Genomic DNA, 16,857 nt, shown 5'->3' with positions numbered 1-16,857 from the left:
AGAACCATTTTATATGGTTATGCAGAAATACAATATGAAAAGAGGAAATACTATGATAAAGGCTGGTATTATTGGAGCCACCGGATATGCCGGAGCAGAGCTCGTGAGAATTTTGATGAATCATAAAGAGGTAGAGATTGCATGGTATGGCTCACGAAGCTATGTGGATGAGAATTATGCCGATATCTATGGAAATATGTTTCAGATAGTTGATGCAAAGTGCATGGATGACAATATGGAGGAGCTTGCAGAGTCTGTTGATGTGATTTTCACTGCGACCCCACAGGGCTTTTTGGCAGGCGTGCTCACTGAGGATATATTAAGTAAGGTAAAGATTGTCGATCTGTCAGCGGACTTCCGTATCAAGGATGTAGCCACATATGAGAAATGGTACAAGATTGAGCACAAGTCGCCGCAGTTTATTGATGAGGCTGTATATGGTCTGTGTGAGATAAACAGGGACAAGGTCACAAAGGAGACAAGGCTTGTTGCAAATCCGGGCTGCTATACCACATGTTCCATCCTTACAGCTTATCCGCTTGTGAAGGAGGGACTTATTGATACAGATACACTTATCGTCGATGCAAAGTCAGGCACATCAGGCGCAGGACGTGGTGCAAAGACACCTAATCTGTTTTGTGAAGTAAATGAGAGCATGAAGGCATATGGCGTTGCCTCACACAGACATACACCTGAGATAGAGGAACAGCTTGGATATGCGGCCGGAAAAGAAATCCTTATCAACTTTACTCCACATCTTGTTCCGATGAACAGAGGAATCCTCGCTACAGAGTATGCGACACTTAAGAAAAAGCCTGATGGAACACTTCCTACATATGATGAGATTAAGGCAGTTTACGATAAGTATTATGCAAATGAGAAGTTTGTCAGAGTGCTCAAAAAAGGTGTCTGCCCTGAGACAAAGTGGGTTGAGGGCAGCAACTATGTGGATGTAAACTTTGTGATTGATGAGAGAACCGGCAGAATTATTATGATGGGAGCTCTTGACAATCTGGTAAAGGGTGCTGCAGGACAGGCAGTTCAGAATATGAATCTGTTATTTGGCTTCGATGAGGCAGAGGGACTCAATATGGTTCCTATGTTCCCGTAATAATAGGAAAGTAATTATCAGAAAGATGCATTATAATGCTGATAGTTATATAAAAATATAAGGATGATTTAATAAAATGAGTAATGAGAATAAATATGAAATAAGGGTTATGACGATAGATGACTATGACGAGGTGTACAGCCTCTGGCAGACCATCCACGGCTTTGGAATCCGTTCTATTGACGACTCAAGAGAGGGAGTCCTTAGATTTCTTAAGAGAAATCCGACTACGAGTGTTGTAGCGGTAGAAGATGGAAAGATAGTTGGAGCCATACTCTGCGGACACGATGGCAGAAGAGGCTGCCTGTATCATGTATGCGTGGATGAGCATTATAGAAAATGCGGCATCGGAAAGAGCATGGTGGTTGCCTGCATGAGAGCACTTCAGGCAGAGCATATCAACAAGGTGTCAATCATAGCCTTCAAAGTGAATGAGCTGGGAAACCACTTCTGGAAGGAAGAGGGATGGACATTCAGAGAAGACTTAAACTACTATGATTTCACACTTAACGAAGAAAATATAACAAGATTTAACAAATAAGGAGCAGTACAATGGCAGATAAGAACATGGAACAGGTAATGGAAAAGGCACAGGTGCTCATTGAGGCACTTCCATATATACAGAGATTTAACAGAAAGATTATCGTTGTAAAGTACGGCGGCTCTGCAATGGTTGATGAACAGCTTAAAAAGCAGGTAATCCAGGATGTCACACTTCTCAAGCTGGTCGGCTTCAAGCCTATCATCGTACACGGTGGAGGCAAGGAAATCAGCAAATGGGTAGGAAAGGTCGGTATGGAGCCTGTATTTGTAAACGGACTCAGAAAGACTGATGCCGATACAATGGAGATTGCCGAGATGGTACTGAATAAAGTAAACAAATCTCTCGTCACACTCGTTGAGGAGCTTGGTGTGCAGGCTGTGGGAGTGAGTGGCAAGGACGGTGGCCTCTTAAAGGTTAAGAAAAAGTATTCAAACGGAGAGGATATAGGCTTTGTAGGTGAAATCACTGATGTCAATCCAAAGATACTTTATGACCTGTTAGAGAAGGACTTCCTTCCAATCGTGTGTCCAATCGGTCTTGATGACGAATACAATACATACAATATCAATGCAGATGATGCTGCGTGCGCTATCGCCAGAGCTGTTTCAGCAGAAAAGCTTGCATTCCTCACGGATATCGAGGGTGTATACAAGGACCCTTCGGATAAGAATACTCTTATTTCAGAGCTTACAGTCTCAGATGCAAAGAAGCTTATAGGTGATGGCTTTATCGGCGGAGGCATGCTTCCTAAGCTCAACAACTGCATAGATGCTATCGATAACGGAGTTTCAAGAGTACATATTCTTGATGGACGTATCGCGCACTGCTTACTGCTTGAGATATTCACAAACAGAGGAATCGGAACAGCTATTCTTGGAGATTCGGAGGAGAAATTTAACAATGAGCAATAATATGGATAAACAGTCATACATTGATGAGGCAGAAAAGGAACTGCTTCATACCTACAACAGATTTTCACTTGTACTCGATCACGGCGAGGGAGTACATCTTTATGATACAGACGGCAATGCATATCTGGACTTTGCCGCAGGAATAGCTGTATGTGCACTTGGTTACAGCAATGAGCACCACAAGGAGGCATTAAAGGCACAGGTTGATAAGCTTTTACATACATCAAACCTTTACTACAATGCGCCTGTCATCGAGGCGGCAGACAAGGTGCTTAAGGCAAGCAAAATGGATCGTATTTTCTTTACCAACAGTGGTACAGAGGCTATTGAGGGAGCTATCAAGGCTGCAAAGAAATATGCCTTTACAAGAGACGGTCATGCAGGTCATGAGATAATTGCCATGAACCATTCCTTCCACGGAAGAAGCATCGGAGCGCTTTCTGTTACAGGCAATGCGCATTATCAGGAGCCTTTTGAGCCTCTTATGCCGGGAGTTAAGTTTGCGGATTTCAATGATTTAGAGAGCGTTAAGGCTCAGGTGACAGACAAAACCTGCGCCATTATTATGGAAACCATTCAGGGTGAGGGCGGTATTTACCCGGCAAAGAAGGAGTTTATCGAGGGAGTGAGAGCTCTCTGCGATGAAAAGGATATTCTTCTTATCCTTGACGAGATACAGTGCGGCATGGGCAGAAGTGGCGAGATGTTCGCATGGCAGAACTATGATGTGAAGCCTGATATCATGACCTGTGCGAAGGCACTCGGCTGTGGTGTGCCGGTTGGTGCCTTTCTCATGACACAGAGGGTGGCTGACAAATCCCTTGCACCGGGCGACCATGGCACCACATACGGTGGCAATCCGTTCGTAGGAGCCGCAGTAAGTGCAGTGTTTGATGAGTTTAAGCGTCTTGACATTGTAAGCCATGTAAAGGAGGTTGCACCTTACCTGGAGAAGATGCTTGATGAGCTTGTTGCAAAATTCGACTGTCTCACAGCCAGAAGGGGGATGGGACTCATGCAGGGCGTGGAGTGCAGCCTTCCTGTAGGAAAGGTCTCAGCAGAGGCTTTAAATCAAGGCCTGATAGTCATCACGGCAGGCAGCAATGTGCTTAGATTTGTGCCTCCTCTTGTTATCGAAAAGAGTGATGTTGACGAAATGATAGAAAAACTTGAAACAACACTTGTAATACTGTCAAAAAGTCTGTAAAATAGAAACGACATCAATTCTCCTTTGAGATTATGAATACGTAATATTTCATAAGGAGACTATTATTAATGAAAAAAAGAATATTAATTAGTGCGTTAATTATGACAATTGCGTTTGGATTTTGCGGCTGTAAAAAGGATGATGCCACAGTACATTTTGCTTCTGAAACGGAGCAGAAGGCTGTGGTTTCAAGTGATGTAAACGGACAGAAAGAGGTTTCGGATATCGAAAGCGATTCTGAAAAAAGCAGTTCTGCAAAGGCTGAATCTGCAGATTCTGATTCTACTGAATGGTGTGTCTATATTTGCGGACAGGTCGCAAACCCAGGAGTGTACAGAATAAAACCCGGTTCAAGAATATGCGATCTGGTTGATATGGCGGGTGGTATGCTTGAGGATGCAGACAGAAATTTCTGGAATCTTGCTGAGGAGCTTTACGATGGCGAGATGTTATATTTCCCAACGACAGAGGAGCTGAAGTCTGATCTGCTTCCGGAGAATGGTCGCCCGGCGGCAGATGACGCGGATACCAAAGCTTCTGATGGCAGGATAAATATAAATTCTGCTTCCGTTGAGGAGCTTACAACACTTTCAGGTATAGGTGAGAGCAAAGCAAAAAGCATTGTTGACTATCGCACTGAGAATGGTGATTTTTCTGCTATTGAGGATATTACCAATGTTTCAGGTATCGGGGAAGCGATGTTTAATAAAATAAAAGATGATATAACAGTAAATTAGGAGTATATAAATGGCAAAAAAAGTGTTGGTCGTTGACGACGAAAAGTTAATTGTAAAAGGAATACGCTTCAGCCTGCTGCAGGACGATATGGAGGTGGATTGTGCATACGATGGTGAGGAGGCATTGAATCTGGCCAAATCCAATGCTTATGACATGATTCTTCTGGATGTAATGCTTCCGAAGATGGATGGGTTTGAGGTGTGTCAGGCAATAAGAGAGTTCTCGGAGGTACCTATAATAATGCTCACGGCAAAGGGCGATGATATGGATAAGATTCTGGGACTTGAGTACGGAGCAGACGACTATATCACTAAGCCTTTTAATATACTTGAGGTAAAGGCAAGAATCAAGGCAATAATGCGTCGTACTTCACCGGCAAAGGTAGTAAAAGAGCAGACCTCCGTGATTGAAAAGGGCGATATAAAGCTTGATTGTGACAGCAGACGCCTGTTCATAAACGATGAGGAAATAAATCTGACAGCCAGAGAGTTTGAGCTGCTGGAGATTCTTGTCAAGAATGAGAATAAAGTGTATAGCAGAGAGAGTCTTCTCAATCTCGTATGGGGCAAGGATTACCCGGGTGATGTGAGGACTGTTGATGTGCATGTCAGACGTCTTCGCGAAAAGATTGAGACAAACCCGAGTGAGCCAAAGTATGTGCATACCAAATGGGGTGTGGGCTATTACTACAACCAGAAGTAATATTTTACAGTTTTTTTACAGAAAGGTTCTCGGATGTTTAAGGGAAAGTTACGATTTGCATTTTTAAAAAGTCTGAGATTCAGACTGATTCTTATGATTTTTGTTCTTGTTCTGGTTCCGGAGGTGGTGCTTTGCGTTGGCATATTAAACACCTATGAGTCCAGGGCAATATCTATCCGCGAAAGCGAAGTACTCAGTCAGGCAAAGATTCTCGCAAATAAGATATCTACAAGTAAATATTTTGACAAAGAGGGCGGCGATTTGAGCAATATCGACGCCCAGATAGATATGCTTACAACCATATATGAGGGCCGGGTGCTTATCGTAGACAAAAATTTCAGGATTATAAAGGATACTTATAATCTGGATAATGGAAATACCATAGTTTCGGAGGAGGTTATAAAGACATTTGCCTCATCGGAAATCACAAATTATGATTCGAAAAATCATTATATTGAGTTATCAGTTCCGATAAGTAATCCCAATGACAAGGAAGCAAAGATAGAGGGAGCACTTGTGGTGAGTGTTTCAACGGATAATATTTCGCTCAATATGTCATATCTGACTCAGATAGCTGTCACAGTTGCTATAATTGCAGGTGCTGTGCTGTTATTCTTTGGAATACTTATTCTGCTTCAGATGCTTACTCCGTTAAAAAAGCTCTCTGATGAGATATCTGACATTAAGGATGGCTTTGGCAAGGAGCAGCTTGATGTAGACAATTATACGGAGACGGCTGTGATAAGTCAGAATTTCAATGAGCTTATCGCCGGAATGAAGGTGATGGATGAGTCCAGACAGGAATTTGTATCGAATGTCTCGCATGAGTTAAAGACTCCTCTTACATCAATGAAGGTGCTTGCTGATTCTATAAACTGTATGGGTGATGAGGCTCCTGTTGAGATGTACAGAGAGTTTATGGGAGATATCACAAACGAGATTGACAGGGAGACAAAGATCATCAACGATCTGCTTTCGCTTGTAAAGATGGATAAGTCAGCGGCAGATCTTAACATTACAAGCGTAAACATCAATGATCTGCTTGAACAGATTCTTAAAAGACTGCAGCCGATTGCTGATAAGCAGCAGGTTGAGCTTGTATTGGAGAGTTTCAGACCTGTTACGGCGGAGATTGATGAGGTGAAGCTGACGTTAGCGTTTACCAACCTGATTGAAAATGCCATAAAGTATAATGATAATGAGAGTGGCGGATGGGTACATGTGTCCTTAAATGCTAATCACCAGTATTTTTATTTAAAGGTTGAGGACAATGGAATTGGAATCCCTGAGGAATCCCTTGAGCACATTTATGAGAGATTTTACCGGGTTGACAAATCGCACTCCAGGGAAATTGGAGGAACCGGGCTTGGTTTAGCCATTACCAGAAGCTCAATTTTGATGCACAGAGGTGCAATAAAGGCTCACAGTGTGCTTGGGGAAGGTACCACCTTTGATGTGCGTATACCGCTTAACTATATTGCATAGGAGGTTTTTCATGAAAAAAATAATAGCACTTATAGTTGTATGCATCATGATGTTCTCCTTTACAGGCTGTGAAAAAAAGGATGATGGCAATACATTAGACATTTTTTATCTGAATATAGATGCTACAGCCACCGTGCCTGAGAAGTATGAGCTGAAAGGCAGTGATGAAAGTGTTGATAAACAGGTTGATGAATTGCTGGACAAGCTTTCATCAAAGCCTGATGATTCAAAGCTTCGCAAGACTATTCCGGATGATGTTGAGATAAAAAAGCATGAAGAAAACGCGTATTCATGCACTATTGACTTTTCTAAATCATATTATGATATGACGGCGGCAGAGGAGGTACTTATGAGGGCCTCTGTTGTAAGGACGCTGACGCAGCTTAAGCAGATAACCTATGTGATGTTTACCGTTGACAAGGCTCCGCTTATGAATTCTGACGGAGAAGTGATAGGCAGTATGAATGCGGATGATTTTGTGGAGAATCCGGGAGAGCAGATTAATTCCAGTGTCAAGGAGACTCTGACGCTTTTTTTTGCGGATAAAGAGGGCACCGGGCTTAAAGAACAGACCCGTGTTATACATTACAGCTCAAATATTTCGCTGGAGAAGCTGGTTGTTGAACAGCTTATTGAGGGACCGAGAGGGTCAAAGCTTCAGGCTACGCTTCCAAATACCACTAAGCTTATCAATATTTCGGTATCTGATGGAATATGTTATCTTAATTTTGATTCATCCTTCAGAAATACAATTGATAATAAGCTGACAGAGGATGTCGTGCTGTATTCTCTGGTCAATTCGCTCACATCACTGCCTTCGGTTGATAAGGTGCAGATTTCGGTGGACGGAGAGAATGACGGCACACTGCTATACAATTATAAGTTGAATAACATGTATGAATTTAACAAGGATATAGTGGATGAAGAAGAATCCACAGAATAAGCATTAAATTAAGCTCGGGAGGAAAAGAAGATTAGTAAAAGACCAATGTTTATGTTTGCATTGGTCTATACTGCGGGAATTGTTGCAAAGGAGTTTGGCAGGCTATACGGATATGGGCTTTTTGTGACATGTGTATGCATCATTTTTTGTGAATGCTTCACAGTCAGGGAAAAAGTAAATACATACAGGAGAAGGCTTGGGTGCTTTGTCTTTATGTCGATTATGCTTTTTTTTACAGCACAGGCTAGATACAGTGTGAAGTCTGACTTTCGTGACAGTTATATGCAGTATATGACAGATGATAAGGCTGTCGTTGTCTGGGGAAAGATTACAAAAACTGAATATAAGAACGGCTCATACAGGTTTTATCTGTCAGACTGTACAGTTGCAGGGAAAATGTCACCTGATAGTGAGTTCTCTGTGTGTGGCAGTGTTATTTTGTATTGCGATGAGGAAGCGGCAAAGCTTGGAGATTATGTGAGAGCAGATGGAAATGTGAAGCTTTTTAGCAGTGCGACAAATGAGGGTGAATTTGACAGAAAGGCTTTTTACAGCTCACAGGGAATAGACTTTGGCCTGAAAACCGGAAAAATTAAGGCTAAGCTACCGGAATATGCATGGTTTTACCATGGACTTCAAAGGCTTAGAGACAATATGTCAGAGGCACTTATTGATGTGACGGATGGGAAGACGGCAGGAGTACTTTCTTCGATGCTGTTGGGCGATAAGGCATTTCTTGACGAGGATATAAAGGATTTATATCAGGTGACAGGAATATCGCATATTCTTGCTATTTCCGGACTCCATATATCAATAGTCGGTGTGGCTTTTTACAGGCTTCTAAGGAGAAAAGGAGCAGGCTTTTTTGCTTCATTTCTTTTTGTGACACCTCTTATATTAAGCTATGCTGTAATGACAGGAAATGCTGTGTCTACAAAGCGCGCGGTCGGAATGTTTATTCTCACTATGCTTGCGGCTTTTTTCGGACGTACCGGTGACATGCTCAATTCGCTTGGGTTTATGGTTATGGTGATATTGTGGGATAATCCGTTTACTATAGGGTATACCGGTTTTATCTTTTCAGTTGTGGCAATTCTTGGTATAGGTATTGTAGTTCCTTTTATGATTTCAGATGTCAGGGAAAAGGATAAGAGCAGATGGCTTAAATTATCGGACAAATTTTGGAGTTCGGTGGCGATACAGCTTCCAATGCTGCCGGTTGTTGCCATGAATTATTATGAGATTCCACTCTATGCGGTTTTTGTCAATCTTCTGGTCATTCCGCTTTTGCCGGTTATTTTTATTTCGGGGCTTTTTGCCTCGGCAGCCGGCTGTATTGCTGCGATTCCTGGAAAAATACTGGTGCTGCCCGCTTTTTTTGTGTTAAGATTGTATGAGTTTTTATGTCGGTTTGTTATCACTCTTCCAGGTGCAGACATTATTACAGGCAGTCTGCCATTGTGGAAGCTTTTTGTGTTTTATACAGGGTTTATGATTTTTATAATAAGTGTTAAGGTATTAAAACGAAAAAAAGATGATAAAAAACAGGAATATATGGTAAAATTAAGAATAAGGAGAGTCGTATGCACTGTTTTTTTAATGTGTGTTCTTGTAATAAAGCCGTCACACACAAAAGAGCTTGATGTACTTGATGTAGGACAGGGAGATGGCATATTTTACAGGTTTGATTCGGGTTGCGAGATTTTTATAGACGGTGGCAGCACGGACAAAAAGCAGGTTGGTCAAAATATCATTCTTCCTTTTTTGAAATATAATGGTGTTTCTCACATATCGTACTGGTTTGTGTCGCATGCTGACAACGATCATATAAGCGGGCTTGCAGAAGTGCTTGAATCCGGCTATCAAATAGAGCATATTGTGGTGGCAGAAACAGCCAGGACGGATGAGGCTATGGCTGAGCTGATTAAAAAAGCACATACATTTGGAGTGGATGTCATTTTTTTGTCGGCAGGAGACGTGATTGAGATGACACATGTAAATGATGACAATCAAGCTGATAAACAGGAAAGCATAGTGTGTCTATATCCGGGAAATGATGATTTTTATGAGGACAGAAATGATATGTGTCTGTCGTTTAAGCTTACAGACGGTGATTTCAGCGGCATTTTTGCCGGAGATATTCCCTCTGAAATAGAGCAAAAGCTTGTGAGTGAGTATGGAGACGGGCTGAAAGCGGATTTTTACAAAGCAGATCATCATGGTTCTAAGTATTCGAGCAGTACACAGTGGCTTGAGGCAATTAATCCAAAATGGACAGCAGTTTCATGTGCTAAAGAAAACCGCTACGGGCATCCGGCTGATGAAGCGGTTAACAGGATTGAAGCTGCAGGCAGCCGCATTTTCTATACAATGGAAAGCGGACAGATTAAATATAAAGAGAGTGCTATATATGAAAACAATAGATAATGATATAAAGAATATGGATTTTAAAAAGGCTTATCTTTTGTATGGTCAAGAAAGATATCTCATAAAGCAGTATAGGGATAAGCTTATAAAAGCAATGGTAAATGATGGTGACAGCATGAATTTTTCTTCGTTCGAGGGCGATGGAATCAATCAGAAGGAAATCATAGATCTTGCTGAAACACTGCCCTTTTTTGCGGATAGTAGAGTTATTCTTATAGAGGATGCAGGGATTTTTTCGAAAGCAGGTGATGAGCTTGGTGAATATCTGAAGGATTCTCCTGAAAGCACTCATTTTATATTTGTTGAGGAAAGTGTCGATAAGCGTTCAAAGCTCTATAAGGCAGCCTCGAAATGCGGTAATCCGGTAGAGTTTAAGGAACAGACGGATGATACACTTGCCAGATGGATTGGCATGCGCATTAAAAAAGAGGGAAAAGGCATGAGTCAGGCTGCTTACAATCAGTTTATAGCCAAAACCGGTACCGATATGGAAAATATAGATAAAGAGCTGGAAAAGCTTATTTGCTATTGTATGGATAAAGATGTGATTGAGCTGTCGGATGTTGAGGCGGTCACAACTGAGCAGACACAAAATAAGGTGTTTGAGATGGTTGATGCGATAGCCTCGCACAAGAAGAAGCATGCGCTTGATCTGTATTATGATCTTCTGGCTCTAAAGGAGCCGCCAATGCGTATAATGTATCTGATTTCACGCCAGTTCAACATATTGATGACAGTAAAGGCCATGGTCAATAAAGGCTTTGGCAACAAGGATATCGCATCAAAGGCCGGATGCCCGGAGTGGGCTGTACGAAAATATCAGGCACAGTGCAGGGCATATTCGCTTGATGATTTAAAGCGTGCAGTGCAGGACGGAGTGGCCTATGAGGAGGCTGTGAAGACAGGCCGGATGAATGATCAGATGGCAGTAGAGCTTTTTATAGTGAAGTATTCTGCTGATATGACAGATAAGGACACAGAATGAAATAAAATAAACCCCATCGGTATGACGGCACCGATGGGGTTTATATTTATTGCTATAAAGTATTAAGCTAATCCGTTAACAAGCTTTGTTAAACGAGAAACTTTTCTTGCTACGTTGTTCTTGTGGAAGATACCCTTTGAACCAGCGCTTGCGATAGCAGAAGTTGCATCCTTTAATGCAGCCTCAGCAGCAGCCTTATCATTTGTAGCTACAGCAGCCTCAACCTTCTTGATTGCTGTCTTAACTCCTGATTTGATTGCTTTATTTCTTGCAGCTTTTGTCTCTGTTACTAAAATTCTTTTCTTTGCTGATTTAATGTTAGCCAACTTGTACACCTCCAAATATTTAATCTAATGTATGCCAAAACAGACACGGACGCTTTGGCACAAACATACTAGAATATAATATGTCAACCTTAAGGCCATGTCAATACATATTTAAAAAAAAATTGCAAAAAATTAACATATATCTGTTTTTTTGAATAGTATACAGTGGAGGTGCATTGATTTGTCTGAAATAGGATGTCCAATCAGAACTGATCTGGCGGTTGAGACGCAGGAGAGTCTTAAGAAAGCAAATTCTGACATGAGAGGGGTGAAATACAGTGAGAAAAAGCTTGAAAACGGCATTGTTGTAAGTGTTGTGACGATTGATACAGAGAATGCGGTTAAGGCTACCGGAAGACCGAAGGGCAGATACGTAACAATCGAAGCGGGTCAGATTAATGAAGAGGATGAGGAATGTCTTGCCAGGGCTGCAAAGGAGCTTTCGAGAGTGCTTAGAGAATTTGTTAAAAGTGTATGTGATAAAAAGATATACCATGCCATTGTGGTGGGACTTGGCAACAGAAATGTAACGCCGGATGCTTTAGGACCGAGAACAGTTGACAATCTGTTTATCACAAGGCATATAGTAAAGGAATACGGAAGGTATGCCTTTGGCAATGAAAACGTGAACAGCGTATGTGGTCTTGTTCCCGGAGTGATGGCTCAGACAGGGATGGAGTGTCTTGAGATAATAAAGGGTGTTGTAAAAGAGACAAAGCCTGATTTTGTGGTGACGATTGATGCTCTTGCGGCGAGAAGTACGAAAAGGCTTGGCTGTACAATCCAGCTTACGGATACGGGGATTGTGCCAGGCAGCGGTGTCGGAAACCATAGAGAGGGCATAAACCGTGAAAATCTTGGCGTTCCCGTCATATCAATCGGTATACCGACTGTTATAGATGCTGTCACCATTGTTTCGGATGCGGTAAATGCAAGCAGGGATAATACTAAAAAAATGTTATCACCAAAATTAAACGGGATGTTTGTGACACCAAAGGATATAGATGAAAAGGTAAAGAAGCTTAGCGGTCTGATATCTGAGGGCATAAATATGGCATTTTCGAATGATGAGTATGGTGACGAATAATGAGGCGCAGGCGAGCATAGTATTAATTGAAATGGTAACTATCATTTTTGGATTGGAGACGTGTCATGAAGAAGAGATTAATTATGCTTGTTGCTTTAATATATATTCTGTGTCTGATTTTCGGTGGAGACGGTGTTGGAAAAAGGTTCCTGGAACAAAAGCTTCCGGAACTTACATATTCAGGTTCAAAATGCGTCCATAAAGAAAACGATGATGAGCATATATTGGAGGATGAGGATACAGCCGGAAGCATATTTACTTACGAAGAGCTTGCTGCAATGGAAAATGAGAATGCCAGTGCAAAGAATAGTATGATGTCTGACACGGACCAGCTTGCATCGGTCGATGAAGCTGTAAAGGCAGCAGGGGAAGCACAAAATATTTCCAAGGAGAACAAGCCGGATATGCCACAGGTGGATATGAGCTTTGAAAATCTGATAAAGAATTATTATCAGGTGGACAAGACCACATACATTGGAGCAGACGAATTGTGTGAAAGTAATCTGTTAGGACGTGACATGTCCATAGAGAGGTCGGCAGACGGGCCGGACATACTCATATATCATACACATTCACAGGAGGGTTACTGCGATTCTTCGGACAATTCACAGAGTGCTACGGTAGTAGGAATCGGTGACAGGCTTAGTGAGCTTTTGACAAATAAATACGGCTACAAGGTACTTCATCACAAGGGACAATATGATGTAAATGACCGTGATCACGCGTACTCAAACTCTCTTCCGGAAATTACGAAAATAATAAATGATAACCCGTCAATAAAGGTTGTTATAGATCTGCACAGGGATGGGGTGGCTGAGACTACAAGACTTGCTACGACAATAGACGGAAAGCCGATGGCACAGATTATGTTTTTTAACGGGCTGTGCCGTACTGCTGCAAGAGGCGCAATTGACAGTCTGCCCAATCAGTATCTGGGAGACAATCTGGCATTTTCATTCCAGCTTCAGCTTATGGCAGATGAGTATTATCCGGGGTTTGCAAGGCGCATTTACTTAAAGGGCTACAGGTACAATATGCATCTGTGTCCCAGATCACTGCTCGTGGAGGTCGGAGCGCAGACAAACACCGTGGAGGAAGCGTACAATGCCATGGAACCTCTTGCAGATATACTCGATAAAGTGTTAAAATAATATAGACTTTATTTCACAAATCTGATAAACTTTGATGAGTTATTGAAAGTATTAGGAGGACATATGTCAATAGATCAGAGCAAAATCCGCAATTTTTGTATTATTGCCCATATTGATCACGGTAAATCTACACTTGCGGACAGAATTATAGAAAAAACAGGCACACTTACCAGCAGGGAGATGCAGGCTCAGGTGCTTGACAACATGGATCTTGAGAGAGAGCGTGGTATCACGATCAAGTCTCAGGCAGTACGTATTATATACACTGCAAAGGACGGAGAAGAGTATATTTTTAACCTGATAGATACACCCGGACACGTGGATTTTAATTATGAGGTATCAAGGAGCCTTGCAGCGTGCGACGGAGCCATACTTGTAGTGGATGCAGCCCAGGGCGTTGAGGCGCAGACGCTTGCAAATGTTTACCTTGCACTGGATCATGATCTGGATGTATTTCCTGTTATTAATAAGGTGGATCTGCCGAGTGCGCGCCCGGATGAGGTGGCACAGGAGATAGAGGATGTTATCGGTATTGAAGCTATGGATGCACCGCGTATTTCTGCAAAGACAGGACTCAATATAGAGGATGTGCTTGAGCAGATTGTTAAAAAGATTCCTGCACCTACAGGGGATAAGGATGCTCCGCTTAAGGCACTTATATTTGATGCAACCTATGATTCCTACAAGGGCGTTATCATTTTCTGCCGCCTGAGAGAGGGCTCTGTAAAGGTAGGAGACACAATAAAGATGATGGCCACAGGTGCATCTGATGTAGTTACAGAGGTAGGATATTTTGGCGCAGGTCAGTTTATACCATGTGACGAGCTGTCGGCAGGCATGGTTGGATATATTGCAGCCAGTATCAAAAATGTCCGGGATACACGAGTGGGTGATACAGTCACACTCGTTGACAGACCTTGTGATGAGGCGCTTCCGGGCTATAAGAAGGTCAATCCTATGGTTTACTGTGGTCTGTATCCTGCGGACAGTGCAAAGTATCCTGATTTAAGGGATGCGCTTGAAAAGCTGCAGGTCAATGACGCTTCATTACAATTTGAGCCTGAGACCTCACTGGCACTTGGCTTTGGCTTCAGATGCGGTTTCCTTGGACTTTTACATCTGGAAATCATTCAGGAGAGATTGGAGAGAGAGTTTGACCTGGACCTCGTTACCACTGCACCTAGTGTTATTTACAAGATTCACAAGACAAGCGGTGAGGTGATAGATCTGACCAATCCTTCAAATATGCCGGATCCGTCAGAGATTGAGTATATGGAGGAGCCGTACGTGTCTGCAGAGATTATGGTCACTAGCGACTATGTCGGTGCGATTATGAAGCTTTGTCAGGAGAGACGAGGAGTCTACATCAGCATGGAGTATATAGAAAAGACACGAGCTCTTATAAAATATGACCTGCCTTTAAATGAGATTATCTACGATTTCTTTGATGCTTTAAAGTCACGCTCTAGGGGATATGCTTCGTTTGACTATGAGATGAAGGATTATGAGCGCTCAGAGCTTGTCAAGCTTGATATCTTAATCAATAAGGAGATGGTCGATGCACTTTCATTTATCGTATTCAAGGAGAGTGCATACGAAAGAGGCCGTAAGATGTGCGAGAAGCTTAAAGGTGAGATACCAAGGCATCTGTTTGAGATACCGATTCAGGCAGCAGTCGGTGGCAAAATCATAGCAAGAGAGACTGTCAAGGCAATGCGCAAGGATGTGCTTGCAAAGTGCTATGGCGGTGATATTTCACGTAAGAAGAAGCTGCTTGAGAAGCAGAAGGAAGGAAAGAAGAGAATGCGTCAGGTCGGTAATGTTGAGATACCGCAGGAGGCGTTTATGAGTGTTCTTAAGCTTGATGAGGAATAATCCGGTGGGGATATGTGTTCGAGCCGGACATGGACAGGGCATTTGAGCATAAGTATAGGAGAAATGGATAGTATGAAAAATCTGGAAATTTATATTCATACACCTTTTTGTGTTAAAAAATGTGAATATTGTGATTTCCTGTCATTCCCGGCTGATGATGCAACTCAGCTTCGCTATGTCAAGGGACTTATGGCTGAGATGATATTTTATGGCCCTTTGATGAGGGATTATCAGGTGTCAACGGTTTATATCGGCGGCGGTACGCCGAGCTGGCTGAACGAGGAATGGACGGCAGCTTTGATGGAGGGAATATTTGAATGCTTCAATGTGGCTGAGGATGCGGAGATTTCCATAGAGTGCAATCCGGGCACACTATCAAGAGATAAGCTTCTTTGCTACAGGGATGCAGGTATCAACAGACTTTCTATCGGGCTTCAGTCTGCTAACGCAGATGAGCTTAAGCTGCTTGGACGTATACATACCTTTGAGCAGTTTGTGACCAACTACGAGGTTGCCAGAAATGTCGGCTTTAAAAATATAAATGTAGACCTGATGTATGGTCTTCCACAGCAGAAAAAAGAGCATTATTTAAAAACCGTCAACAAAATAACAAGGCTTCAGCCTGACCATATTTCAGCGTATTCACTTATAGTCGAAAAGGGTACACCGTTTTATGAGAAATACAAGTTTGATATGGTTCGTCAGGAAGCGGGGATGAGAACTGAGTTCCTGCCTAATGAAGATGAGCTTTATGATATGGAAATGGCCGGCCGTGAGGTGCTTAAGGAAGCCGGATACCGACAGTACGAGATATCAAACTATGCCAAAAAGGGTATGGAATGCAGACACAATATCGGATATTGGACAAGGGAAAATTACCTTGGACTCGGAATAGGGGCAGCTTCTCTTATAGAAAATGTCAGATATACAAATACCTCGGATATTGACGATTATCTGTCCGGCTGCAGAAATATTCACGATGTCGGAGAGGAAATCTTTAAGAGTAATCTGCATGTATCGGCAGATGTTATAGATAAAAAGGGACAGATGGAGGAATTTATGTTTCTGGGGCTTCGGATGAATGAGGGAGTCACCAGAGAAAATTTCGAGAAGGCTTTTGGTATTTCCGTCGATGCAATCTATAAGGATACGATGGACAGCTTAAAGAGTCAGGAGCTGCTTGTGGCAAAGGGTGGTCACATATATCTGAGTGAAAGAGGGAGAGATGTGGCAAATTATGTCATGGCACAGTTTTTGATGGGATAACAAATAAGAAGGCTTGTAATACATAGCAGGTGCCGGTTTTAAAAGTTAAAAATCTGTTGAATAATGTTACAGGTTGTAATATAATAATTCAGGCGATTG

15 protein-coding genes are annotated in these 16,857 nt (G+C 42.2%); 14 read left to right on the top strand and 1 reads right to left on the bottom strand.

All coding sequences use genetic code 11. From position 1 onward, the window contains the following. Nucleotides 1-52: 52 nt before the first annotated feature. From argC to holA, 10 genes are all read left to right on the top strand, one after another. The gene (argC, locus tag ACTQ1L_RS08400; protein WP_015516289.1) at nt 53-1,111 is read left to right on the top strand and encodes an N-acetyl-gamma-glutamyl-phosphate reductase; all 1,059 of its coding nucleotides are present in this window, start codon (nt 53-55) and stop codon (nt 1,109-1,111) included. A gap of 76 nt (nt 1,112-1,187) precedes the next feature. Further along, nucleotides 1,188-1,652 (top strand): GNAT family N-acetyltransferase, encoded by a 465-nt coding sequence (locus ACTQ1L_RS08395; RefSeq protein ID WP_012742451.1) that lies wholly within the window; start codon nt 1,188-1,190, stop codon nt 1,650-1,652. A gap of 11 nt (nt 1,653-1,663) precedes the next feature. Further along, entirely contained in the window at nt 1,664-2,566 is a 903-nt protein-coding gene (argB, locus tag ACTQ1L_RS08390; protein WP_012742452.1) for an acetylglutamate kinase, read from the top strand. Next, on the top strand, nt 2,556-3,773 hold the full coding sequence (locus ACTQ1L_RS08385) for an aspartate aminotransferase family protein (protein WP_441366541.1): 1,218 nt from the start codon (nt 2,556-2,558) through the stop codon (nt 3,771-3,773). The genes argB and ACTQ1L_RS08385 overlap by 11 nt, the downstream gene beginning before the upstream one ends. A 68-nt stretch (nt 3,774-3,841) precedes the next feature. Continuing rightward, on the top strand, nt 3,842-4,510 hold the full coding sequence (locus ACTQ1L_RS08380) for a helix-hairpin-helix domain-containing protein (RefSeq protein ID WP_321111215.1): 669 nt from the start codon (nt 3,842-3,844) through the stop codon (nt 4,508-4,510). Between the two features lie 10 nt (nt 4,511-4,520). Next, nucleotides 4,521-5,213: a response regulator transcription factor gene (locus ACTQ1L_RS08375; RefSeq protein WP_321111213.1), complete on the top strand. Its 693-nt coding sequence runs from the start codon at nt 4,521-4,523 to the stop codon at nt 5,211-5,213. 33 nt (nt 5,214-5,246) lie between these two features. Then, complete coding sequence (locus tag ACTQ1L_RS08370; RefSeq protein WP_441366538.1) at nt 5,247-6,698, top strand: sensor histidine kinase; 1,452 nt, start codon at nt 5,247-5,249, stop codon at nt 6,696-6,698. Nucleotides 6,699-6,708: 10 nt separating this feature from the next. Then, on the top strand, nt 6,709-7,641 hold the full coding sequence (locus ACTQ1L_RS08365; RefSeq protein ID WP_321111209.1) for a GerMN domain-containing protein: 933 nt from the start codon (nt 6,709-6,711) through the stop codon (nt 7,639-7,641). Nucleotides 7,642-7,692: 51 nt separating this feature from the next. Beyond that, nucleotides 7,693-10,068: a DNA internalization-related competence protein ComEC/Rec2 gene (locus ACTQ1L_RS08360; RefSeq protein ID WP_441366536.1), complete on the top strand. Its 2,376-nt coding sequence runs from the start codon at nt 7,693-7,695 to the stop codon at nt 10,066-10,068. Next, nucleotides 10,052-11,053, top strand: a complete 1,002-nt coding sequence (gene holA, locus ACTQ1L_RS08355; RefSeq protein WP_441366535.1) for a DNA polymerase III subunit delta — start codon at nt 10,052-10,054, stop codon at nt 11,051-11,053. Before ACTQ1L_RS08360 ends, holA begins: the two co-directional genes overlap by 17 nt. A 62-nt stretch (nt 11,054-11,115) precedes the next feature. Here holA and rpsT read toward each other — a convergent pair whose 3' ends face one another. Further along, on the bottom strand, nt 11,116-11,394 hold the full coding sequence (gene rpsT / locus ACTQ1L_RS08350; protein ID WP_441366533.1) for a 30S ribosomal protein S20: 279 nt from the start codon (nt 11,392-11,394) through the stop codon (nt 11,116-11,118). Between the two features lie 166 nt (nt 11,395-11,560). On the opposite strand from rpsT, the gene gpr reads away from it, so the two are divergent. The 4 genes from gpr (at nt 11,561) to hemW (ending at nt 16,758) form a co-directional block, all read left to right on the top strand. Continuing rightward, nucleotides 11,561-12,466: a GPR endopeptidase gene (gene gpr / locus ACTQ1L_RS08345; protein WP_321111202.1), complete on the top strand. Its 906-nt coding sequence runs from the start codon at nt 11,561-11,563 to the stop codon at nt 12,464-12,466. A 65-nt stretch (nt 12,467-12,531) separates the two neighbouring features. Then, nucleotides 12,532-13,617, top strand: a complete 1,086-nt coding sequence (spoIIP, locus tag ACTQ1L_RS08340) for a stage II sporulation protein P (RefSeq protein ID WP_321111201.1) — start codon at nt 12,532-12,534, stop codon at nt 13,615-13,617. Nucleotides 13,618-13,680: 63 nt separating this feature from the next. Then, nucleotides 13,681-15,492 (top strand): translation elongation factor 4, encoded by a 1,812-nt coding sequence (lepA, locus tag ACTQ1L_RS08335; protein ID WP_321111200.1) that lies wholly within the window; start codon nt 13,681-13,683, stop codon nt 15,490-15,492. Between the two features lie 72 nt (nt 15,493-15,564). Continuing rightward, nucleotides 15,565-16,758, top strand: coding sequence for a radical SAM family heme chaperone HemW (gene hemW / locus ACTQ1L_RS08330; RefSeq protein ID WP_321111198.1), 1,194 nt, complete (start codon nt 15,565-15,567; stop codon nt 16,756-16,758). The last annotated feature ends 99 nt before the right edge of the window (nt 16,759-16,857 follow it).

The sequence above is a fragment of the Agathobacter sp. LCP21S3_B2 genome (assembly GCF_052118705.1).
Taxonomy (GTDB): Bacteria; Bacillota; Clostridia; order Lachnospirales; family Lachnospiraceae; genus Roseburia.
This window is presented reverse-complemented; position numbering and strand designations above follow the sequence as displayed.

What these genes read in the sequence shown, in the direction of transcription:
- ACTQ1L_RS08385 (WP_441366541.1), top strand. Translation starts at nt 2,556, where the DNA reads ATGAGCAATAATATGGATAAACAGTCATACATTGATGAGGCAGAAAAG.
- ACTQ1L_RS08375 (WP_321111213.1), top strand. Translation starts at nt 4,521, where the DNA reads ATGGCAAAAAAAGTGTTGGTCGTTGACGACGAAAAGTTAATTGTAAAA.
- ACTQ1L_RS08395 (WP_012742451.1), top strand. Translation starts at nt 1,188, where the DNA reads ATGAGTAATGAGAATAAATATGAAATAAGGGTTATGACGATAGATGAC.
- ACTQ1L_RS08370 (WP_441366538.1), top strand. Translation starts at nt 5,247, where the DNA reads ATGTTTAAGGGAAAGTTACGATTTGCATTTTTAAAAAGTCTGAGATTC.
- ACTQ1L_RS08360 (WP_441366536.1), top strand. Translation starts at nt 7,693, where the DNA reads ATGTTTGCATTGGTCTATACTGCGGGAATTGTTGCAAAGGAGTTTGGC.
- hemW (WP_321111198.1), top strand. Translation starts at nt 15,565, where the DNA reads ATGAAAAATCTGGAAATTTATATTCATACACCTTTTTGTGTTAAAAAA.
- holA (WP_441366535.1), top strand. Translation starts at nt 10,052, where the DNA reads ATGAAAACAATAGATAATGATATAAAGAATATGGATTTTAAAAAGGCT.
- argB (WP_012742452.1), top strand. Translation starts at nt 1,664, where the DNA reads ATGGCAGATAAGAACATGGAACAGGTAATGGAAAAGGCACAGGTGCTC.
- argC (WP_015516289.1), top strand. Translation starts at nt 53, where the DNA reads ATGATAAAGGCTGGTATTATTGGAGCCACCGGATATGCCGGAGCAGAG.
- spoIIP (WP_321111201.1), top strand. Translation starts at nt 12,532, where the DNA reads ATGAAGAAGAGATTAATTATGCTTGTTGCTTTAATATATATTCTGTGT.
- lepA (WP_321111200.1), top strand. Translation starts at nt 13,681, where the DNA reads ATGTCAATAGATCAGAGCAAAATCCGCAATTTTTGTATTATTGCCCAT.
- ACTQ1L_RS08380 (WP_321111215.1), top strand. Translation starts at nt 3,842, where the DNA reads ATGAAAAAAAGAATATTAATTAGTGCGTTAATTATGACAATTGCGTTT.
- ACTQ1L_RS08365 (WP_321111209.1), top strand. Translation starts at nt 6,709, where the DNA reads ATGAAAAAAATAATAGCACTTATAGTTGTATGCATCATGATGTTCTCC.